This window comes from Nocardiopsis baichengensis YIM 90130 (genome assembly GCF_000341205.1).
GTDB classification, from domain to species: domain Bacteria; phylum Actinomycetota; class Actinomycetes; order Streptosporangiales; family Streptosporangiaceae; genus Nocardiopsis_A; species Nocardiopsis_A halophila.
On record NZ_ANAS01000020.1, the window covers coordinates 286,509 to 308,222 of the forward strand.

Consider the following 21,714-nt stretch of genomic DNA (forward strand, 5'->3'; position numbering starts at 1 on the left):
AGGTGTGTCATTCCACTGGGGCGGAGCCCACAGAATGGGAAGACGATGAACCTCGTCAATCTTCAGGAAGTCTCGCTCGCCTTCGGCCCGCTCGTCCTGCTGGACGGTGTCTCGCTCGGGATCGACGAGGGCGACCGGATCGGCGTCGTCGGCCGCAACGGCGGCGGCAAGTCGACCCTGGTCTCCGTCCTCGCCCAGTCCACCGAGCCCGACTCCGGCCGCGTGATCCACAACCGCGGGCTCCGGGTGGGCTTCCTGCACCAGCGCGACAGCTTTCCCGAGACCACCGTCGGCGCCTTCGTCCTGGGCGACCGCGCCGAACACGAGTGGGCCGGCGATCCGCGCGTCCGCGACGTGCTGCGCGGCCTGCTCGGCGGGTGGGACCTGGGCGCCGGGATGTCCACCCTGTCCGGCGGCGAGCGCCGCCGTGCCGCCCTGGCCCGCCTGCTCACCGCCGAGCACGACCTGATCGTGCTGGACGAGCCCACCAACCACCTCGACATCGAGGGCATCGCCTGGCTGGCCGACCACCTCAACGCGCGCAAGGAGGCGCTGGTGGTGGTCACCCACGACCGGTGGTTCCTGGACGCGGTGACCAACCGCACCTGGGAGGTGGTGGACGGCCGGGTCGAGCGCTACGAGGGCGGGTACGCCGCCTACGTGCTGGCCAAGGCCGAGCGCGAGCGGCTGGCCGCCGCGGCCGAGGAGCGCCGGCAGAACCTGATGCGCAAGGAGCTGGCCTGGCTGCGGCGCGGTCCCCAGGCGCGCTCCTCCAAGCCCAAGTTCCGGGTGGACGCCGCCAACGCGCTCATCGCCGACGTCCCCCCGCTGCGCAACACGGTGGAACTGGTCACCTTCGCCAGCGCGCGGCTGGGCAAGACCGTCATCGACCTGGAGAACGTGCGCCTGGAGGCCGGGGAGCACACCCTTCTGGAGGACCTGACCTGGCAGCTGGGCCCGGGCGACCGGATCGGGCTGGTCGGGGTGAACGGCGCCGGCAAGTCCAGCCTGCTGCGCCTGCTGGCCGACGAGCGCGCGGCCGACGCCGGCCGGGTGCGCCGCGGCCGCACGGTCAAGCTCGCCCACCTGTCGCAGAACCTGGCCGAACTGGACCCCGCGACGCGCCCGCTGGAGGCGGTCAACGAGGTCCGCCAGTTCGTGACCATCGGCAAACGCGAGTACACGGCCGGGCAGATGCTGGAGCGCTTCGGTTTCCGGGGCGACCGCCAGTGGACGCCTATCGGCGACCTGTCCGGCGGTGAGCGGCGCCGCCTCCAGCTGCTGTGCCTGCTCATGGACGAGCCCAACGTGCTGCTGCTGGACGAGCCCACCAACGACCTCGACATCGAGACCCTGAACGAGCTCGAGGACCTCCTCGACGGCTGGCCCGGCTCGCTGGTGGTGGTCAGCCACGACCGCTACTTCCTGGAGCGCGTCACCGACCGCACGCTGGCCCTGATGGGCGACCGGTCGCTGGCCTTCCTGCCCGGGGGCGTGGACGAGTACCTGTCCCGGCGCGCGAACCAGGAGGGGAGCGACGCGGTCCCCGGCGTCGCCGAGTCCGGGGGCAAGGGTGCTTCGGAGTCCCGGGAGGGGGCGCCGACGCTCTCGGCGGCCGAGCAGCGCGCGGTGCACAAGGAGATGCAGCGCCTGGAGCGCCGCATGGACCGGATCGGCACGCGTGAGGAGGAGCTGCACGCCCTCATGGCCGAGGCGGCCGAGGACTACACCCGACTGGCCGAACTCGACGCCGAGCTCAAGACCCTCCAGGCCGAGAAGGAGGACCTGGAGGAGCGCTGGCTCGCCGAGGCCGAGCGGATCGGCGAGTAGCGGCCAGCAGGGGGCAGTAGGGCGGCGGACCGAGCGGAGACGGCGGTCGGCCCCGGTGCCGTCCGGGGCCGGCCGCCGCGCGCGCTCGGCGGATCAGGCGCTCTCCACCAACTGCTCGAAGGTCTCGGCGATGTACAGGGCCCCGGCCTGGTTGGTGTGGATGTCGGGGCCGTCCTCGGTGTTGCACATCCAGGTGTAGTCGCAGATGTTCTTCACGTTGGTCGGCATGTCCGCCTCGCCCTCGGCGGGCGCGAAGTTCTCCGACTCGAAGGACTCCTCGACGTCGGCCACCTGGATCCCGGCGTCGCTGTAGGAGGTGCGCAGGACGCCGTTCATCTCCACCAGCACGTCGGTGGCGTAGTCGACCAGCTCGTCCTCCGAGGAGTCGGCTCCCTCGGCCTCCTCTGCCTCCTCGTCGCCGGAGGCCCCGTCACCGCCGTCCGGGCCGTCCGGGCCGTCCGGGGCACCGGCGCCGTCCCCGGACTCCTCCAGCAGCATCGCCGCGAGGAAGGGGTTGTAGTAGGTCATGCCGATGATCTGCACATCGGGACCGGCGGCCGCGCGCAGGCGGGAGGTGATCTCGGGGACCTCCTCCTTCAGGCGGTCCAGGCCCTCGTCGACGCAGGCCCGGTCGACATCGACCTCCGGCGACCCGCCCGTGTCCTCGTCCTCTGCATCCTCCGCGCCCCCGCCGTCTTCGGACGCCCCGCTCCCGCCGCCCAGGTCGACGCAGCCGGTGAAGTTGTTGCCGCCGATGTCCAGGGTCACCAGGTCCACCCGTCCCCGGTTCTCCTCCAGGAAGCGCTCGGCCTGGGCCAGCTGCGTGCCCTCGGTGTACCGCTCGCCGCAGGCCTCCAGCCCGCCGTCCATGAAGGTGGTGGTGTCCTCGCCCCCGCAGCCCATCCGCTCGTGGCGCAAGGAGGGGCGGCCGTCCTTCAGCGTCCGGTACAGCGCGTCGGTGTAGCCGTCGGTGGTCTCCTCGAACCCGCCCTCGCCGTCCGGCTGGACGCCGACGGCGAGCGAGTCGCCCAGCGACAGGTAGTACCGCTCCTCGGCGGCCCCTCCGGACTCCCCGGAGGAGCAGGCGGCCGCTGCCAGGAGGACCGCCGCGGCGAGGGCGGCGCTGCGCGTGATGTGCACGTAGATCTCCGCTCGAATCGGACACGTTCCCTGCGCGCCCCGGCGGCACCCCGGTGAGGGGGACGGGTACCGCCCGGTAACAAGAGTGTCCGAAACGCGGTCATTCGTCGAGGGGGGAGAGCAGCGAGCGCAGCAGCGCGGCCAGCGCCCGCCGCTCCTGCGGCGGCATCGGCTCCAGGATCGACTCCTCGTAGCCGAGCAGGGCCTCCAGGGCGGCGTCCACCCGTTCGCGCCCCTCGTCGGTCAGGCGCACCAGCACGCCCCGCTTGTCGGCGGGGTCGGGCCGCCGCCGCACCAGGCCGGCCGCGGCCAGCCGGTCGATGCGGTTGGTCATGGTCCCCGAGGTCACCAGGGTGGCGCGCAGCAGCCGCCCCGGGCTCAGCTCGTAGGGGGACCCGGAGCGGCGGAGCTCGGCGAGCACGTCGAACTCCCACGGCTCCAGGCCGTGGTCGGTGAAGACCGCGCGCCGGGCCCGGTCCAGGTGGCGCGCGAGCCGCGAGACGCGGCTGAGCACCTGCAGCGGCGCCACGTCGAGGTCGGGGCGCTCCGCACGCCACGCCTCGACCAGCCCGTCGACCTCATCACGCATGAGCACACCCTATCTCTCGATATCAAGATAGTGTGCCCGACACGGCGCGGGGCGACCGGCCCCCGGAACACGCCCTAGCGTTCCGGCCGCTTGCGGTCGACCGACTCCAGGGAGGGCTTGGGCTCCAGCGCCGACAGCCCGTTCCAGGCCAGGTTCACCAGGTGCGCGGCGACCACCTCGCGCTTGGGCTTGCGCACCTCCAGCCACCACTGGCCGGTCAGCGCCACCATGCCCACCAGCGACTGGGCGTACATCGGCGCCAGCTTCGGGTCGTACCCGCGCTCCTTGAACTCGTCGGCCAGGATGTGCTCGACCTGCGTGGCGATGTCGCTGATCAGGCTGGCGAAGCTGCCGGTGCCCGAGGCGGCGTGCGAGTCGCGGGCCAGGATCCGGAAGCCCTGGCTGTTCTCCTCGACGTACTGCAGCAGCGCCAGGGCGGCGTTCTCGATCTTGCCGCGGGCGTGGTCGGAGGTCAGCGACCGGCCGACCATGTCCAGCAGCGTGCGCATCTCGCGGTCCACGACGACGGCGTAGACGCCCTCCTTGCCGCCGAAGTGCTCGTAGACCACGGGCTTGGAGACCCCCGCGCGGGCCGCGATCTCCTCCACGGAGGTCCCGTCGAAGCCGCGCTCGGCGAACAGCTCCCGGCCGATGTCCAGGAGCTGCTCCCGCCGTTCCTTGCCGGTCATCCGCTTCTTGCGGGACCGGCCTTTCGTCTCGCTCACGGCTTCCATGATGGTTCCTGACTTTAGACGCTCACGCGCTTGGCCGCGAGGCGTTCGGCATTGGGCCAGCGGACCTTGGTCGCCCAGCCGGCCTTCTCGAAGAGCCAGATGATCCTGGCGGAGATGTCGACCTGGCCCTTGAGCACACCGTGCCGGGCGCAGGTGGGGTCGGCGTGGTGCAGGTTGTGCCAGGACTCGCCGAAGGAGGGGATGGCCAGCCACCACACGTTCCGGGAGCGGTCGCGGACCTCGAAGTTCTCCTCGCCGATGGTGTGGCAGATGGAGTTGATCGACCACGTCACGTGGTGCAGCAGCGCCACCCGGACCAGTCCGGCCCAGAAGAACGCGGTGAAGGCGCCCCACCACGACATGGTGACCAGGCCGCCGATGGCCGCCGGCGCGAACAGCGAGAACAGCACCAGCGGAAGGAACAGCCGGTCGACCCGGACGATGTCCTTGTCCCGGAGCAGGTCGGGGGCGAAGCGCTTGGGCGAGGTCTTCTCCTCGCTCAGGAACATCCACGCCATGTGCGCGTAGAACAGCCCCTTGGCGACCGAGCGCCAGTCGTCGCCGAAGCGCCAGGGGGAGTGCGGGTCGCCCTCGGCGTCGGCGTACTTGTGGTGGCGCCGGTGGTCGGCCACCCACTTGATGACGCTGCCCTCGATGGCCAGGCTGCCGGCCACCGCCAGTGCGATCCGCAGCCCGCGGTTGGCCTTGAAGGAGCCGTGCGTGAAGTGCCGGTGGAACCCGACGGTGATGCCCAGGCCGGACACGAGGTAGAAGGCGGCGCCGATGCCCAGGTCGAGCGGGGTGAGCCCCCATCCCCAGGCGAACGGGACCGCGGCGACCAGGGCCAACAGCGGGACCAGCACGAAGAGGAAGACGGTGAACCGCTGGGCGCGGCTGGTGCCCTCCGGGTCGAGTTCGGGCTCGGGCGCGCGCTTGGGCGCCCCGGTCCCCCCGGTGACGCCTTCGGTGACTACTGCGGTCATCTCTCTCCACCTGCGTTCTCGTGACGGCCGTGCGGGGCGTTGCGTTCTGCGCGGACGTGCGCGGATCCGCGCACGTCCCCGCCGCCCGACCGCCCGGCGATCGCGTCGGAAACCTATACCTACGTAACCGTAACCTACGTGGCCGTAGGTTGCGCAAGGGTGCGCGCCGATCCGGTGCGCCGGGGTGCGGGCGGCCGCCGCCGCGGGGGTGCGCGGGGGATTCGGGATGACCGGATGTCGGGGAGCGGCTATCGTGAGTCCCGGAGGCGCGTGCTCGGCCGCGCCGCCGACCGTCCCGGGTGGTGTAATGGCAGCACTGCGGTTTTTGGTGCCGTTTGTCCAGGTTCGAGTCCTGGCCCGGGAGCCCGTCCCCGTCCGTCCCCTCCGTCGCGCGCAGGGCCGCGCGGCGGCCCGGATGCCGCCGCCGGCCGCCCGGTAACCGATCTCACACGCGCGCCGCGCGCCCCGCCGGCCGGGGGGCCGCCGCCCGAGCGCGCCGGGGTGCGCCCCCGAGGCCCCCGACCGCCGCATGTATCCTTCCCCTGTCGGCCCCTGATCCCGTTCCGTTCGCGTGCGCGCAGGGCGATGTTCAGCCTCGCCGACAGGTCACGTCGGCCGCGCGGGGGCCTACCCGCCCGGCAGCGTCGACGCGACGACGCATCCGATACCGCCAGCGACATGAGGAGTCTCCGCCCGTGAGCGTGAGCCGTCCGGCTGCCGTCATCGTCCTCGCGGCGGGCGAGGGCACCCGAATGAAGTCCCGGATTCCCAAGGTCCTGCACGAGATCTGCGGGCGGGCCATGCTGGGCCACGTCCTGGCCGCCTCCGACGAGCTCGGCCCCGAGCGGACCGTCGTCGTCGTCGGCCACGGCCGCGAGCGCGTCGGCGCCTATGTCAAGGAGGCCGCGCCGGAGGTGTCCACCGCGGTGCAGGCCGAGCAGAACGGCACCGGCCACGCCGTGCGCGTGGCGGTCGAGGAGCTCCGCGACCAGGGCGCCTCGCTGTCCGGCACCGTGGTGCTGGCCTACGGCGACACCCCGCTGCTGCGCGGCGCCACCCTGAGCGGCCTGGTCGAGGCGCACGAGGCGGCCGGCAACGCCGTCACCGTGCTCTCGGCCGAGGTGCCCGACCCGGCCGGCTACGGCCGCGTGGTGCGCGACGCCGACGGGGTCTTCACCGAGATCGTCGAGCACGCCGACGCCACCGAGGAGCAGCGCGCCGTCGACGAGATCAACTCCGGCATGTACGCCTTCGACGGGGCGCTGCTGGCCGAGGTCGTGCACCGGCTGTCCACCGACAACGCCAAGGGCGAGGAGTACATCACCGACGCCGTGGCGATCCTGCGCGGCGACGGCCACCGGGTCGGCGCGGCCCCGGCCGCCGACTGGGTGGAGATCCAGGGGGTCAACGACCGGGCGCAGCTGGCCGAGGCGCGCCGCCTGCTCAACGACCGCCTGCTCGGCGACCTCATGCGCGCCGGCGCGACCGTGGTCGACCCCGCCTCCACCTGGGTCGACGTCCAGGTCGAGCTGGGCCGCGACGTGGTGGTCGAGCCGCAGGTGCGGCTGCGCGGCTCCACCCGGGTCGGCGAGGGCGCCCAGGTGGGCCCGGGCACCACGCTCACCGACACGCTGGTCGGCGAGGAGGCGGTGGTCCGCGAGACCTACGCCGAGCGGGCCGAGATCGGCCCCGGCGCCACCGTCGGCCCCTTCGCCTACCTCCGCCCTGGGGCGGTGCTGCGCGAGAGCGCCAAGGCCGGCACGTTCGTCGAGGTGAAGAACTCCACCGTCGGCCCCGGCTCCAAGGTCCCGCATCTGACCTACGTCGGCGATGCCGACATCGGCGAGGGCGTCAACGTCGGCGCCTCGTCGGTGTTCGTCAACTACGACGGCGTCGACAAGCACCGGACCACCATCGGCGACCACGCGCGCACCGGAAGCGACAACATGTTCGTCGCCCCGGTCGAGGTGGGGCCGGGCGCCTACACCGGCGCCGGAACGGTGGTCCGCGAAGACGTCCCGCCCGGCGCGCTGGCGGTCTCCGCCGGCGCGCAGCGCAACATCGACGGGTGGGTGCAGCGGAAGCGCCCGGGGACCGCCGCGGCCGAGGCCGCCGAGCGCGCGCTCCGGGACGCCGAGATCCGCGACGAAGGCGCCGGCAAAGGCGAATGACACAGTGTCTGTGGGGGATCTGAGAAGTGACCGGCATTAAGGCCGCGGGTCAGAAGAAGCTGATGCTCTTCTCCGGGCGCACGCACCCGGAGCTCGCCGAGCAAGTGGCCGAGCAGCTGGGCATCCAGGTGGTTCCGACGAGGTTCCAGGACTTCGCCAACGGCGAGATGTACGTCCGCTACCTGGAATCGGCCCGCGGGTGCGACGCGTTCGTGCTCCAGTGCCACTCCGACCCGATCAACGAGTCCATCATGGAGCAGCTCATCATGGTGGACGCGCTCAAGCGGGCCTCGGCCAAGCGCATCACGGTGATCACGCCCTTCCTGGGCTACGCCCGCCAGGACAAGAAGCACCTGGGCCGCGAGCCGATCACCGCCCGCCTGATGACCGACCTGTTCGCCACCGCGGGGGCGAACCGGCTCATGGCGGTCGACCTGCACACCGACCAGATCCAGGGCTTCTTCAACGGACCGGTGGACCACCTGTTCGCGCTGCCGCTGCTGGCCGACTACATCAAGGGCCGGGTGGACAGCACCGAGGCCACCGTGGTCTCGCCGGACGCCGGCCGGGTGCGCACCGCCGACCGCTGGGCCGACCGCCTGGGCCTGCCGCTGGCCATCATCCACAAGCGGCGCGACCCCGAGGTCGCCAACGAGGTGAAGGTGCACGAGGTCGTCGGCGAGGTCAAGGGCCGCACCTGCATCCTGGTCGACGACATGATCGACACCGCCGGCACCATCGTCAAGGCGGCCGACGCCCTGTACGAGCAGGGCGCCAGCAACGTCATCGCCGCCGCCACGCACGGCGTGCTCAGCGGCCCGGCCGCCGAACGGCTGCAGAACTCGCGCATCTCCGAGGTGGTCATCACCAACTCGCTCCCGGTGCCCAAGGAGCGCGCCTTCGACAAGCTGACCCAGCTGTCGATCGCGCCGCTTCTGGCCAGGGCGATCAACGAGGTGTTCAGCGACGGGTCGGTCACCAGCCTCTTCGAGGGCTGACCGGCCCGGCCCGGGGAGGGCCGGCCCCTCCCCGGGTACCGGCGTGTACGGAAGACGTCGGACGAGGCATTAGACTGGACCGAGTGTCCCCGTGTCCCCGTGTCCGCGGGGTTCCACTGCGGCCACCGGGCCGATGCCGCGTGGTCGCCGTGCCCGGGCGCGGCGCGCTTCGGCGTCTCCGCCTGCCTGCGGGACCGATCCCGTGCAGTTCTCCCGTGTCCCGCGGGAGTCGTTTCAGAGAAGTCGTGTTCCCCGCATCCTGCGGGGACGAACCTCCGAGGAGTTTTGTCGTGTCCGAGGTACGCATCGCTGCCGAGCCGCGCACGGAATTCGGCAAGGGCGCCGCACGCCGCGCCCGCCGCGCGGGTAAGGTGCCGGCCGTCCTCTACGGCCACGGCACCGAGCCCCGCCACATCACCCTTCCGGGCCACGACCTGATGCTCGCGCTCAAGACCCCGAACGCGCTGCTGCGCGTCGACGGGGTCGAGGGCCGGGAGAACCTGGTCCTGCCCAAGAGCGTGCAGCGCGACCCGATCAAGGGCTTCCTTGAGCACGTCGACCTGCTCGTGGTCAAGAAGGGCGAGAAGGTCAACGTCGAGATCGCGGTCAACCTGACCGGCGATGTCGCCCACGGCGCCTCGGTCTACCAGGACCTGTCCACCATCGAGGTCGCCGCCGATGCCACCCGCATCCCCGAGGGCGTCGAGTTCTCGGTGCAGGGCATGGAGGACGGCTCCCACATCACCGCCGGCCAGATCACGCTGCCGGCCGGTGTGGAGCTGGTCACCGACCCCGAGGCCTGGGTCGCCTCGGTCTCCGCCGACCAGGCCTCCGAGGAGGAGTCCGAGGGCGGGGCCGAGGACGAGGGCGAGTCCGCCGCCTCCGAGTCCGCCGAGTAGTCGGCCCTGTCGACACCGATGGGCATGGGTCCGGTGCGCGGCCTCCTGGAGCGTCTGCTCGGGGGCCGCGCACCGGCTGTTTCCGGAGCCGGCGCCGGTGCGTCCGGCGCGGGCGACGACGGGGGACGGGGCGTGGCCGAGAGCGAGCGCTGGCTGGTGGTGGGGCTGGGCAACCCCGGTCCCAAGTACGCCGGGAACCGGCACAACGTGGGCTTCATGGTGGTGGACGAGCTCGCCGAGCGCGGCGGCCACCGCTGGAAGGCGCACAAGGCCCACGCCGACGTGGCCGAGGGGCGCCTGGCGGGCGTGCCCGCGGTGCTCGCCAAGCCGCGCAGCTACATGAACCTCTCCGGCGGCCCGGTGGTCGGGCTGAGCCGGTTCTACAAGGTCCCGATGGAGCGGATCGTCGTCGTCCACGACGACATGGACATCGCCTTCGGGGCGCTCAAGCTCAAGCGGGGCGGCGGCGCCGGCGGCCACAACGGGCTGCGGTCGCTCACCTCGTCCCTCTCCGGCCCCGACTACCTGCGCGTGCGGGTGGGCGTGGGGCGCCCGCCGGGGCGCATGGACCCGGCGGCCTACGTGCTCAAGGACTTCTCCTCCACCGAGCGCAAGGACCTGCCCCTGGAGGTGGACCGCGCCGCCGACGCCGTGGAGGCGGTCGTGGCCGAGGGCCTGGAGCGGGCCCAGAACACTTTCCACACCTCCGCCTGAGCGGCGCCCCGTCGCTCCGGCGGAAAGGACCCGGCCCCGGGCCGGGTTTTTTCTTTACCCGATTAGGTCACGTCACGCGACTGAATGAACACTCTTGGCTACTGTTGGCCCATCAGGGAAGAGATTTCGCGCCTGCCGATACCCCGCTCACGCCGGTCCGGTTCGGCCGGATCCACGGTCGGCGGCGCGGCCGTCGCGAGGGGAGGGGACTATGGCGGTGGCCCTCGACGTGCGCAGCGGGGCCGGTGAGCGCAGGGTCGAACGCGCCCCGGCCGCCTGGGTGCGCGGGTACACCCGCGGCCTGGTGGCGCTGGACGCCGCGGCGGCCGGAACGGCCGGAACCGTCACCCACCAGCTGCACTTCCAGGGGGAGGTGCACACGCCCGCCGCCGCGGCGCACGCCGGGCTGTCGCTGGCCCTGCCGGTGCTGTGGGTGGTCTCGGCCGCCCTGGCCGGGGGCTATGCCCGCCGCTTCCTGGGGGTGGGCACCGAGGAGTTCCGCCGGGTGCTGGCCGCCGGGGTGGTGCTGACGGCGGCCGTGGCCATCGCCGGGTTCGCCGCGGTGCCCGCCCTGGCCCGCGGGTACGTCCTGGTGGCGCTGCCGGCCACGGTGGCGGCGGCGCTGGTGCTGCGCTACGGCTGGCGCAAGCGGCTGCACCGGATGCGCCGCGCCGGGCGGTGCATGGGCGGGGTGGTCGTGGTGGGCCACCGCGAGGCCGCCGCCGGGCTGGTGCGCCAGCTGCGCCGCGAGCCCTACCACGGCATGCGGGTGGTGGGGGCGTGCCTGCCCGACGGGCGCTCGGGCGCCGGGCCGGACGCGGTCGACGGGGTGCCGGTGCTCGGCGGCTTCCGGGACGCGGCCGAGGCGGCCGAGGCGGTGGGCGCCGAGGCGGTGGCGGTGCTGGCCTGTCCGGAGATGGACGGCATCGAGCTGCGCCGGCTGGCCTGGGCGCTGGAGAAGTGCGGAACCGACCTGACCGTGGCCCCGGCGCTGATGGAGGTGGCCGGGCCGCGCACCACGATCCGCGCGGTGGCCGGACTGCCGCTGCTGCACGTGGAGCACCCCGAGCTGGAGGGCGCCCGCCGGGTGGTCAAGGGGCTGTTCGACCGGGTCGCCGCAGGGGCGGCGCTGCTGCTGCTGTCCCCGCTGTTCGCGGTGCTGGCGGTGGCGATCCGGGCCGGGGACGGCGGACCGGTCTTCTTCCGCCAGACGCGCGTGGGCAAGGACGGGGTCCGCTTCCCTCTGGTGAAGTTCCGTACCATGGTTCCGGCGGCCGAGGAGATGAAGGGCGGTCTGCTCGGCGCCAACGAGCACGACGGTGTGCTGTTCAAGATGCGCGCGGACCCCCGCGTGACGTCGGTCGGGGCCTGGCTGCGCCGCTACTCCCTGGACGAGCTTCCCCAGCTCGTCAACGTGGTGCGCGGCGAGATGTCGCTGGTCGGGCCGCGGCCGCCGCTTCCCGAGGAGGTCGCGCGCTACGGGCGCGACGTGCGCAGGCGGCTGGTGGTGAAACCGGGGATGACCGGTCTGTGGCAGGTGAGCGGGCGTTCCGACCTCTCCTGGGAGGAATCGGTCCGCTTGGACCTGCGTTACGTGGAAAACTGGTCGCTGACCCTGGACGTGCAGATTCTCTGGAAGACGTGGTCAGCGGTGATCCGCGGAGCGGGAGCGTACTGAGGCCGGTGAGCAGCATCCGAAACGATCATGAAGTCGCACGGGACCTGGCGGGCGAGGCGGGGCAGCAGCTGCTCCGGCTGCGCGCCCGGCACGGGTTCGAGGAGCCCGACGTCCTGCGCACCCTGGGCGACCGTACATCGCACGAGTTCCTCTTCTCCGCGCTGGGGCGGCTGCGCCCCAGCGACGCGGTGCTCTCGGAGGAGGGGGTGGACGATCCGGCACGGCTGAGCGCGCGGCGGGTGTGGATCATCGACCCGCTGGACGGGACCCGGGAGTTCGCCGAGGCGGGCCGGACCGACTGGGCCGTGCACGTGGCCCTGTGGGAGAACGGGCGGCTGGCCGCCGGGGCGGTGGCGCTGCCCGCCCAGGGGTCCACGCTCTCCACCGCCGAGCCGCCGTGGCTGCCCGGCGAGCGGCCCAGCGGCCAGCGGCTGCGGATCACCGCCAGCCGCTCGCGGCCCCCGGAGTTCGTGCAGAAGATGGCCACCGCGCTGGGCGCGGAGATCCTGCCGATGGGGTCGGCGGGGGCCAAGATCTGCGCGGTGCTGCTGGGCATGGCCGACCTGTACGTGCACGCCGGCGGCCAGTTCGAGTGGGACAGCGCGGCGCCGGTCGCCGTGGCGCACGCGGCCGGGCTGCACGCCTCCCGGATCGACGGCTCCGCCCTGGAGTACAACGCGCTCGACCCGTCGCTGCCAGATATCCTTGTATGTCGACCGGAATTGTCGGGTATGTTGTTGGGGAGCATCCGCGACGTGGCGGATCTGGACGGGGCGGGCCCCCAGGCGGCCGGTTAGGCCGGCCGGGCCGCGGTCCGCCGTCGGACTTCACGGGAGCGAGGCGCAGGACATGGGCACGGCAGCGGAGCTTGGACGGTACCGGCTCTCCCAACTGGACCACCTCGAAGCCGAGGCCGTCTTCATCATGCGCGAGGTCGCCGCCGAGTTCGAGCGCCCGGTCCTGCTCTTCTCCGGCGGCAAGGACTCCCTCGTGCTGCTCCGCCTGGCCGAGAAGGCGTTCTGGCCCGGCCGGGTGCCCTTCCCGGTGATGCACGTCGACACCGGGCACAACTTCCCCGAGGTGATGGAGTTCCGCGACCGCCGCCTGGCCCAGGCCGGGATGGAGCTGGTCGTGGCCTCCGTCCAGGACCAGATCGACCAGGGCAAGGTCACCGAGCCCACCGGGCGCTGGGCCAGCCGCAACCGGCTGCAGACCGCCGCCCTGCTGGAGGCCATCGAGGAGCACGGTTTCGACGCGGCCTTCGGCGGGGCCCGCCGGGACGAGGAGAAGGCCCGCGCCAAGGAGCGCGTCTTCTCCTTCCGGGACGAGTTCGGCCAGTGGGACCCCAAGGCCCAGCGCCCCGAGCTGTGGAACCTGTTCAACACCCGGATCGACCGCGGCGAGCACATCCGGGTCTTCCCCATCTCCAACTGGACCGAGCTGGACGTGTGGGACTACATCCGGCGCGAGCAGCTGGAGCTGCCCTCCATCTACCACGCGCACCGGCGCCCGGTCTTCGAGCGCGACGGCATCCTGCTCGCCGACGGCCCCTTCATCAACCGCGACGAGGGCGAAGAGGTCTTCGAGGCGACCGTGCGCTACCGCACGGTCGGCGACATGACCTGCACCGGAGCGGTCCGCTCCACCGCCACCGAGATCGACGACATCATCGCCGAGATCGCCGCGACGCGCATCACCGAGCGCGGACAGACCCGCGCCGACGACCGCGCCAGCGAGGCGGCCATGGAGGACCGCAAGCGCGAAGGCTACTTCTGACCGGCCCCACCCGCACCGAACCCTTCCCGAGGAATGCGCGCACCATGACCAACGACATCCTGCGGTTCGCCACGGCCGGGTCCGTCGACGACGGCAAGAGCACCCTCATCGGCCGCCTGCTCTACGACTCCAAGTCCATCTTCGAGGACCAGCTCGACTCGGTGGAGCGCACCAGCCGCGGCCGGGGCGAGGAGCAGACCAACCTGGCGCTGCTCACCGACGGCCTGCGCGCCGAGCGCGAGCAGGGCATCACCATCGACGTCGCCTACCGGTACTTCGCCACCCCCCGGCGCACCTTCATCATCGCCGACACCCCCGGGCACATCCAGTACACCCGCAACATGGTCACCGGCGCCTCCACGGCCGACCTGGCGGTGATCCTGGTCGACGCCCGCAAGGGGCTGCAGGAGCAGAGCCGCCGGCACGCCTTCCTGGCGACCCTGCTGCAGGTGCCGCACCTGGTGGTGGCGGTCAACAAGATGGACCTGGTGGACTACTCCCAGGAGCGGTTCGAGCAGATCCGCGCCGAGTTCACCGACTTCGCCGCCAAGCTGGACGTCACCGACCTGGCGTTCATCCCCATCTCGGCGCTGCACGGCGACAACGTGGTCGAGCGCTCCATGGAGATGCCCTGGTACGAGGGCACCTCGCTGCTGCACCACCTGGAGAACGTGCACATCGCCTCGGACCGCAACCTCATCGACGCGCGGTTCCCGGTCCAGTACGTGGTGCGCCCGCACAAGGCCGACGACCCCGAGCTGCACGACTACCGCGGCTACGCCGGGCAGATGGCCGGCGGGGTGCTGCGCCGCGGCGACGAGGTCGTCCACCTGCCCTCCGGCATCTCCACGCGCGTCTCGCGCATCGTCACCGCCGACGGCGACCTGGAGGAGGCCTTCACCCCGCAGTCGGTGACGGTGCTGCTGGAGGACGACATCGACGTCTCCCGGGGCGACATGATCTGCCGCCCCAACAACCGCCCCGCCCAGGCGCGGGACCTGCAGGCGATGGTCTGCTGGATGTCGGAGTCGCGCACGCTCACCCCGAACTCGAAGCTGCTGCTCAAGCACACCACGCGCACCGCCAAGGTGAAGGTCGGCGAGCTGCTCTACCGGCTGGACGTCAACACCCTGAGCCGGGACGAGGACGCGGGGGAGCTCTCGCTCAACGAGATCGGGCGGGTGGCGCTGCGCGCGGCCCAGCCCCTGTTCGTGGACGAGTACAAGCGCAACCGCATCACCGGCGGGTTCATCCTGGTCGACGAGGGCACCAACGCCACCGTCGGCGCGGGCATGGTGATCGACGCCGACTGATCCGGAACCGCCGCGCCTCCCGGGCGGCACCCGAACCACCTGCGCAAATCACGGAAAGCGAGCGCGGCGTGACGCGTCGTACTAAGGTTGCGCCCCGTGAGCGGATTTCGTCTGGTGTTCGTCGGGGGGATCGGCCGTTCCGGTTCCACGCTCATCGAGCGGCTGCTGGGGGAGGTGCCCGGCGTGTGCTCGATGGGCGAGGTCGTGCACATGTGGCGGCGCAGCCTCGTGGACGACGAGGTGTGCGGGTGCGGTGAGCCCTTCGGCCGCTGCCCGTTCTGGGTGCGGGTGGGCCGGGAGGCGTTCGGCGGCTGGGACCGGGTCGACGCCGCCGAGGTGCTGGAGCTCAAGGCGGCGGTGGACCGGACCCGGTTCGTGCCCGCCCTGCTCTCCGACGACCCGCCGCCGGACCTGGCCGCCCGCGCGGCCCGCTACACCGCCTTCTACGACCGGCTCTACCGGGCGGTGGCGGCGGTCAGCGGGTGCGCCACCGTGGTCGACTCCAGCAAGCACGCCTCGCTGGCGGCCTGCCTGCGGCTGCGCTACGGCGCCCGGATGCGGCTGCTGCACATCGTGCGCGACCCCCGGGCGGTCGCGCACGCCTGGGGCAAGCGGGTCCCCCGGCCGGACGCGCGCCCGACCAGCCCCGAGCAGTACATGGCGCGCTACTCCCCGGCCCGCACCGCGGTGCAGTGGATGGCCCAGAACGGGGTGCTGGCGGCGCTGGAGCGGGGCGGGCTGCCCACGCGCCGGGTGCGCTACGAGGACTTCGCGAGCGACCCGCTGGGGGAGCTGCGCGCCATCGCCGAGTTCGCCGGGTGCGGCGCCCAGGGGCTGCCGCTGGGGGCGGACGGGTCCGCGGAGCTGTCGCCGGCGCACACGGTCTCGGGGAACCCGATGCGCCTGACCTCGGGTCCGGTGCGGGTCCGGGCCGACGTGGGCTGGCGCTCGCAGCTGGCGCCCCCGGCGCGGGTCGCCGTGTCCGCGCTGACCCTCCCGGTTCGGTGGAGATTCGGGTACTGAAAGCGACACGCCCGATTCGATCACCTTTGGTCGTCGATCAGTTGCGTATTGTCATACTCCAGGGTTCTCCCGAGGGGGTTCCAGGGTGACCTGGGAGGGGGCCGATCGTGGAGCGGGAGCGCGGGCGTGCCGGTGCGCTGCGGACGGGGGCGCTGGTGGCGGCATTGCTCGTGGCCACCGCGTCGTGCGAGGAACAGGAGGGGGCTTTCGAGGACTTCGGGCTCGTGGCCCCGGGGTCGCCCGAGCCGGCCGCCCAGGCCTCACAGGAGCCGCCGGGAGGCCTGGTGATCCCTCGGCAGCCGACGCCGTCCCCGAGCCTGTCGCCGAGTCCTTCGCCCAGCCCTTCCCCCCGTCCTTCACCGTCGGGAGTGCCGTCCCCGTCGGCCTCCCCGTCGCCGTCCCTTTCGCCGTCCGCGTCCCCGTCCGTGCCGCCGTCGGCCGGCGGCCTGGAGATCCCGCAGCAGCCGACGCCGTCCCCGAGCCCGTCCCCGAGCCCGTCACCGAGTCCTTCACCGAGCCCGTCCCCGTCGGCGGGCGGCCTGGAGATCCCGCAGCTCCCGACGCCCTCGCCGAGCCCGTCCCCGTCCCCGTCCCCGAGCCCGTCGCCCTCGCCGCTGCCGTCCCCGGAGCCGCCGACACCGTCCCCCACGCCGGCGCCCTCCCCGGAGCCGACGACGTCGCCGGGGGTCCCGCCCGAGCCGCCCGGGGGCGACCCCCGGTGCGACGTGAGCGACATCATGGAGCCCTCCTGCGGCCTGTGGTGGGGCGCCAGCCCCTGGCAGGGCGACCCTGAGCCGCTGGAGGAGGCGGCCGGGCGCAAGCTCGACATCGTCTACACCTGGAACGGCATCGACCAGACGGAGATCCCCACCGACGAGGAGCTGGAGCTCGCCGAGGAGGGGCGGCTGATCCACGCCAACATCGAGGCCAAGCGCTTCAACGTGCGGGACCACCCGACGCAGGAGTACTCCGACATCATCCACGGCCGCTTCGACCGGTCCCTGCGGGCGCAGGCGCGCCGCATCGCCGGCCTGGAGTACCCGGTGTTCGTCACCTTCGACCACGAGGCCGACGCCAACAAGCGCTACCACACCCGCGGGACCCCGGAGGAGTTCGTCCGGGCCTGGCGCCACATCGTCGACCTGTACCGGGAGAACGGTGCGGAGAACGCCGTGTGGGTCTGGAACGTCACCGGCTGGCCGAAGAACCTGCCGCGGCTCCCGGAGCTGTGGCCGGGCAACGACTACGTGGACTGGATCAGCTGGGAGGCCTACAACATGACCGGGTGCGAGCTCATGCCGCACTGGGACCATGTGCTCTCCTTCGAGGACGCGCTCAGCCCGGCCTACGAGTGGATCCAGGAGAACGGCGCCGAGCACGGGATCGACCCCGACAAGCCGGTGATGATCGGTGAGATGGGCACGGTGCCGATCCCGGGGGACCCCAAGGGGACCGCCGAGTGGTACGCCGACATCCCCGAGGTGCTCAAGCGCTACGAGCGGGTGAAGGCCGTGAAGATGTGGGACGGGATGACCGCTCCCACCTGTGATTTCCGGGTCCGGCAGGACGCCTACGCGCAATGGGGGTACGCCCTGGCGGGACGGCATCCGTACGTGGCCGTGCCCGAGCGTGTGAAGGAGATCGTGGAGAAGGCCCTGCAGACCGGTGAGCACCTGCGGACCGTGCAGGACGAGATCCTCGGCCGCCGCCGGGAGGAGTGAGGGCGTCCGCGCAGGACGCGACCGCCCCCGCCGGGTCGGTGCCGGCCGCTGATGTCGGGCCCTTCGCCCCGAACGGCGGACCCTGCCAGGGGGCGCCGGCCGGCCGGTCGCCGTCGATCGTGCCGACGTTGCGGCCCTTGGATCCGAACACCTCGTCGCCCTGCACGTCCAACGGCACGTCGTTCTCGGCGCAGAGGCCGGCCTCCCCGAGCGCGGACCGTGCGCTTCAGCGCTGACGGTGTGCTGCTGACCGGCCGGAATGCCGGTCACCGTGCTCCACGGGTCGCGAGTACGCTGCACCCGGCACGGGATTCCCGAGAGCCGTCGAACGCGGGGACGCCCCCTCTGGGACGGCCCCCGTGCGGTCGCTGACAGCGGAGCCGCTCCGGCCGGACGCGAAAGAGCGCGGCATGCTCCCACAGGCGTACCAAGGCCCCGTCAGGAGTGCGTCGGGATGGTTCTCAGATCCCCTTGCCGTGGCGGTGCAGGGTGCGCAGAACCCAGGCGGCCGGCAGGCCGCAGGCGACCGCCAGGGCCAGCGGGGTGCGCGGCTCCAGCGCGCGCGCTCGGAACGTGCGTCCGGCCCACTGCAGGGCGGTCCGGCGGCGGCCCGCGGCCGCCTCGGCGAAGGCGATCTGGCCGGCGACGCGGGCGTAGCCGCTGGGCACCAGCAGGAACTCGGGGTAGCGGTCGAGCAGCCAGCGCAGCGCGGTGGCGATGGTCTGCCAGCGCCCGGCGAAGTGCGAGCGGCGGTGCCACAGCACCCGAACGCCCGGCGCGGGGATGTTCCGGACGGGGGCACGGCGGGCCATGCGCAGCAGCAGCTCGTAGTCCTCGGCGTAGCTGCCCGGCAGCTCCTCGCTGACCGGGCCGCAGCCGTCCACCAGCGCCGCGCGCCGGATGAGGAAGGTCGAGGGGTGCAGTTCGGTGAGCCGGGAGCCCAGCAGGTCGGAGAAGGTGACGGCGGTGCGGTCCAGCGTCCGCTCGGCCTCGGTGCGGTCGTAGACGACGCGGATGCCGCAGCAGACCATCTCGGTGCCGGGGTCGGTGAGCAGCACCTCCACCTGGGAGCGGAGCTTTCCGGGGAACCAGGTGTCGTCGTCGTCGCAGAAGGCCACGAAGTCGCCCCGGGCGGCCAGGATCCCGGTGTTGCGGGCGCCGGCCAGGCCCGGGCTGTGGTCGTTGACCACCACTTCGACCGGGCGCAGGGCGTCGTCCGAGGCCAGTGCGGGGTCGGGGTCGTCGTTGTCGAAGACGACGATGGTGCGCAGCACCCCGGGGTAGTCCTGCTCGGCGATCGAGCGCAGGGTGCGGCGCAGCAGGTCGGGCCGGTCGCGGGTGGGCACCACGGCGCACACCTCGGGCCACTCGCTCGGCGCCTCGGCGAGCGCGGGCAGCGGGCGCTCGGCGTGCGGCGGGGGCGCCAGCAGGTCGATGAGCTCGCCGGCGCGCAGGGCGGCGGCCTCGCCGGCCTGCCCGCCGGTCCCGCCGGGGGCGTCGGAGCCGATGCGGAACTCGCCGGGGTGGGCCAGGGCCTTGTCGACCGCGGCGGCCAGCTGCTGGGCGGTCGCGCAGGAGCGGACCAGCCCGGAGGAGTCCAGGCGGGCGACGAAGCGCAGCTGGTGGTCGTCGACGTGCTCGCCGAGCTCGGGGTCGCGGGCCGCGGCCAGCGGCAGGTGCCCGGCGCGGCGCGCGGTGGTGACCGTCCCGGGCCCGCCGTGGGTGACCACGGCGGCGGCCGAGCGCATGAGATCCTCCAGCCGGTCGGGGGCGATGAAGGACTCGCCCTCGGCGGTCTCGGGGGCAGGGGAGCGGCCGTACTGCACCAGGACCCGGACCCCGGGGCGCTCGCGGGCGAGGGCGTCGGCCCACTCCACCAGGCGGCTGAACGGGTGGTGGTCGGTCCCCAGGGCCACGAGGACGAGCGGGGCGTCGGGGGAATCGGGCGCTTGTGTCACAGCAGCGGTCCTACGGTGATGGCGGTGGGCATGAACGATCGCTGCTCCTCCCACTGGGCGAGGAAGAGCCGGGTGAACGGGCGGCACAGGCGGGCCGTGAGCGTCGGGGTCTCGATGCGGTCGTAGACCTCGATGTAGACCGTGGGCACCCGCATCAGCCGGGCCAGCACGAAGAACGGCAGGGCGACCCCCGCGCCGGTGCTCACCACCGCCGCCGGGCGGCGGGCGGCGAGCACCCGCAGCGCCAGGACGGTGTTGCGCAGCAGGTTGGGCACGTCCCGGGTGGTGGGGTGGTGGGCCCACCGCACCTCCTCGCCGTTGAGCAGGGCCTCGGCGTCGGGGGTGCGGAAGGTGACCCAGCTGCGCGCGCGCCCCGACCACCACGGGCGCAGCGCCATGAGCTGCGCGAGGTGGCCGCCGCTGGAGGCCACGAACAGGATCGGCGCGCCCTCCGGCGGGACGGTGCTCGCGGAAGGGGCGCCGGCGGTCGAACTCGAAGCGCGCCCGGAGGGCGCCATGAACGCGGTTGGCACGGGGACATCATTGCATAACTCTGAGTAATTTCTTCATCGCCATGTGTTGTTTCGTGGGGAAATCCATGATCGGGACCGCGGAGGGCGCCCCCTCCTCAGGGCCGGCCGCGCCTCCAGCGCCTGGGGACCAGGCCGTCCAGGTCGAGCAGGGTGCGCAGGCGCCAGACCGTCACCGCCCACCCGCAGCCGCCCGCCGCGAGCGCCACCGCCAGCGACGGCACGGTCGTCCCCCACACGGCGGCGCACACCGCGGGCACCCCGCCGAACCAGACCAGGCAGGCCCCCGCCGCGGCCGCCCACCGGAGGCTGAAGGGGTGCACCCCCACCGTCCGGTGCAGCTGGACCAGCGGCAGCAGGTTGCGCACCCCGATCGCCGCGGCCCAGGCCAGGGCCGCCCCGACCGCGCCCAGCGGCGGGATCAGCAGCAGGCACAGCGCCAGGTTGGCCGCCAGTGCCAGCAGGTTGTTGGCCAGGTTCCAACCGGTACGCCCCGCCATGGTCAGCAGCAGGTCGCCCATCCCCAGCGCGGCCGAGGCCATCTGCGCGAGGGCGACCACGACGAGCACCCCTGTCCCCGCCGGGGTGGCATAGCCCGGTCCGAACACCTCCATCACCAGCGGGGCGTACACGACCGTCGGCAGGAAGAGCGGCCAGGTCAGACAGATCAGCCACGCTGTCGCCGACCGGTACAGCCGCGCGGTGCCCTCCCTGTCCTCCAGCGCGAGCATCTCGGCCAGGCGGGGGCCCGCGGCGAACTGCACCGCCTGCGTCGCGAACTGCCCCGCCACCAGGAGGCGGGTCCCGGCGGTGAACACGGCGGCCGCGGCCGCCCCCTGGACCGCGGCCACCAGCACGATCCCGCTGCGCTGGATCCCGATCTGGGCCACCTGCGCCGCCGAGCGCGGCAGTGTGAACCCCCAGAACTCGCGTGGGCCGACGGGGCCGGGCGCCGGCGCCGCGTCGTCCCGGTCCGCGGGCGGCGGCACCGGGGCCCGGCGCAGCACCCGGCGCAGCCACAGCCAGGCGACCGCGGCGGCGGGCAGGTAGGGGCCGGCCCAGGCCACCGCGAGCAGGCCCGCCGACCCGGCCGCCGCCGCGCCGGCCACCAGCAGCAGCTGTCCCAGCGGCCGCCCGACCTTCTCGACGGCGGCGGTGGCCGCCATGTCGTGGTAGGCGCGGGTGGCCGCCAGCAGCGCCTCGGTCACCGCGGCGAACGGCAGGAACACCGCCAGGAGCCGCAGGTACAGGGCCGCGTCGGGTTCGCCGATCAGCTCCGCGAGCGGCTCGGCGAGCACCGCCGTGGCCGCGGCGAGGCCCAGCGACGCCGCCGCCACCGGGGCCAGTGCCGTGCGCAGCAGCCGCCCGGCCTGCCCGGAGGCGCCCAGCGCCCGCGCCCGGGCCAGGAAGTAGACCAGCCCGTTGGCCGTGCCCAGCTGGGCCACCGACGAGGCGATCAGGAACACCGAGGTCGCGGCGAACAGCAGCCCCGCGGTGTCCTGGGAGAACCCGCGCGCCACCGCCACCACCAGCGCCAGGTTGAGCGCCGCCCCGGCGACGGCCGCGGCCGTGTTCAGCGCCCCGCCGCGGGCGGTGCGGGCCACGGCGTCCCCGCCGGTCCGGCCCGCGCCGGCGCGGGGGGGGGGCGGGGGCTCGG

At 73.2% G+C, this 21,714-nt stretch carries 18 protein-coding genes and 1 tRNA gene; 12 read left to right on the forward strand and 7 right to left on the reverse strand.

Annotated elements, in window-relative coordinates; all coding sequences use genetic code 11:
- Window positions 1-45 precede the first annotated feature (45 nt).
- Window positions 46-1,830 carry an ABC-F family ATP-binding cassette domain-containing protein gene (locus tag C892_RS0117960; RefSeq protein ID WP_017558312.1) on the forward strand — a complete coding sequence of 595 codons (1,785 nt, stop codon included), beginning with the start codon at window positions 46-48 and terminating at the stop codon, window positions 1,828-1,830.
- Between the two features lie 93 nt (window positions 1,831-1,923).
- On the opposite strand, the gene C892_RS0117965 is transcribed toward C892_RS0117960, so the two are convergent.
- The 4 genes from C892_RS0117965 to C892_RS0117980 form a co-directional block, all read right to left on the reverse strand.
- Window positions 1,924-2,970: a GDSL-type esterase/lipase family protein gene (locus C892_RS0117965; RefSeq protein WP_017558313.1), complete on the reverse strand. Its 1,047-nt coding sequence runs from the start codon at window positions 2,968-2,970 to the stop codon at window positions 1,924-1,926.
- A 100-nt stretch (window positions 2,971-3,070) separates the two neighbouring features.
- A complete protein-coding gene (locus C892_RS0117970; protein WP_026124465.1) occupies window positions 3,071-3,559 on the reverse strand; it encodes a MarR family winged helix-turn-helix transcriptional regulator in 489 nt (162 codons plus the stop codon).
- 74 nt (window positions 3,560-3,633) lie between these two features.
- Window positions 3,634-4,293, reverse strand: a complete 660-nt coding sequence (locus tag C892_RS0117975) for a TetR/AcrR family transcriptional regulator (RefSeq protein ID WP_017558315.1) — start codon at window positions 4,291-4,293, stop codon at window positions 3,634-3,636.
- A 14-nt stretch (window positions 4,294-4,307) separates the two neighbouring features.
- Entirely contained in the window at window positions 4,308-5,276 is a 969-nt protein-coding gene (locus C892_RS0117980) for an acyl-CoA desaturase (RefSeq protein WP_017540705.1), read from the reverse strand.
- A gap of 293 nt (window positions 5,277-5,569) precedes the next feature.
- Here C892_RS0117980 and C892_RS0117985 point away from each other — a divergent pair.
- From C892_RS0117985 to C892_RS0118040, 11 genes are all read left to right on the forward strand, one after another.
- A tRNA-Gln gene (locus tag C892_RS0117985) sits at window positions 5,570-5,640 on the forward strand.
- Window positions 5,641-5,971: 331 nt separating this feature from the next.
- Window positions 5,972-7,447: a bifunctional UDP-N-acetylglucosamine diphosphorylase/glucosamine-1-phosphate N-acetyltransferase GlmU gene (gene glmU, locus C892_RS0117990; RefSeq protein WP_017558316.1), complete on the forward strand. Its 1,476-nt coding sequence runs from the start codon at window positions 5,972-5,974 to the stop codon at window positions 7,445-7,447.
- 26 nt (window positions 7,448-7,473) lie between these two features.
- Entirely contained in the window at window positions 7,474-8,445 is a 972-nt protein-coding gene (locus tag C892_RS0117995; RefSeq protein WP_026124466.1) for a ribose-phosphate diphosphokinase, read from the forward strand.
- Between the two features lie 290 nt (window positions 8,446-8,735).
- Entirely contained in the window at window positions 8,736-9,344 is a 609-nt protein-coding gene (locus C892_RS0118000) for a 50S ribosomal protein L25/general stress protein Ctc (protein WP_017558318.1), read from the forward strand.
- A 132-nt stretch (window positions 9,345-9,476) separates the two neighbouring features.
- The gene (gene pth / locus C892_RS0118005; protein WP_017540701.1) at window positions 9,477-10,058 is read left to right on the forward strand and encodes an aminoacyl-tRNA hydrolase; all 582 of its coding nucleotides are present in this window, start codon (window positions 9,477-9,479) and stop codon (window positions 10,056-10,058) included.
- Window positions 10,059-10,269: 211 nt separating this feature from the next.
- The gene (locus tag C892_RS0118010) at window positions 10,270-11,736 is read left to right on the forward strand and encodes a sugar transferase (protein WP_017558320.1); all 1,467 of its coding nucleotides are present in this window, start codon (window positions 10,270-10,272) and stop codon (window positions 11,734-11,736) included.
- 5 nt (window positions 11,737-11,741) lie between these two features.
- Entirely contained in the window at window positions 11,742-12,533 is a 792-nt protein-coding gene (locus C892_RS0118015) for a 3'(2'),5'-bisphosphate nucleotidase CysQ (RefSeq protein WP_017558321.1), read from the forward strand.
- Window positions 12,534-12,585: 52 nt separating this feature from the next.
- Window positions 12,586-13,512, forward strand: a complete 927-nt coding sequence (gene cysD / locus C892_RS0118020) for a sulfate adenylyltransferase subunit CysD (protein ID WP_017558322.1) — start codon at window positions 12,586-12,588, stop codon at window positions 13,510-13,512.
- A gap of 44 nt (window positions 13,513-13,556) precedes the next feature.
- Complete coding sequence (cysN, locus tag C892_RS0118025; RefSeq protein WP_017540696.1) at window positions 13,557-14,825, forward strand: sulfate adenylyltransferase subunit CysN; 1,269 nt, start codon at window positions 13,557-13,559, stop codon at window positions 14,823-14,825.
- Between the two features lie 114 nt (window positions 14,826-14,939).
- Window positions 14,940-15,848: a sulfotransferase family protein gene (locus C892_RS0118030; protein ID WP_017558323.1), complete on the forward strand. Its 909-nt coding sequence runs from the start codon at window positions 14,940-14,942 to the stop codon at window positions 15,846-15,848.
- A gap of 725 nt (window positions 15,849-16,573) precedes the next feature.
- On the forward strand, window positions 16,574-17,569 hold the full coding sequence (locus tag C892_RS0118040) for a glycoside hydrolase family 26 protein (RefSeq protein ID WP_394296679.1): 996 nt from the start codon (window positions 16,574-16,576) through the stop codon (window positions 17,567-17,569).
- 461 nt (window positions 17,570-18,030) lie between these two features.
- On the opposite strand, the gene C892_RS0118045 is transcribed toward C892_RS0118040, so the two are convergent.
- The 3 genes from C892_RS0118045 to C892_RS0118055 form a co-directional block, all read right to left on the reverse strand.
- Complete coding sequence (locus C892_RS0118045; protein WP_017558325.1) at window positions 18,031-19,527, reverse strand: glycosyltransferase; 1,497 nt, start codon at window positions 19,525-19,527, stop codon at window positions 18,031-18,033.
- The gene (locus C892_RS0118050; protein ID WP_017558326.1) at window positions 19,524-20,045 is read right to left on the reverse strand and encodes a glycosyltransferase family 28 protein; all 522 of its coding nucleotides are present in this window, start codon (window positions 20,043-20,045) and stop codon (window positions 19,524-19,526) included. Before C892_RS0118050 ends, C892_RS0118045 begins: the two co-directional genes overlap by 4 nt.
- 110 nt (window positions 20,046-20,155) lie before the next feature.
- Window positions 20,156-21,714: lipopolysaccharide biosynthesis protein (locus C892_RS0118055; protein ID WP_017558327.1), on the reverse strand; the 1,559-nt coding region annotated here is incomplete at its 5' end.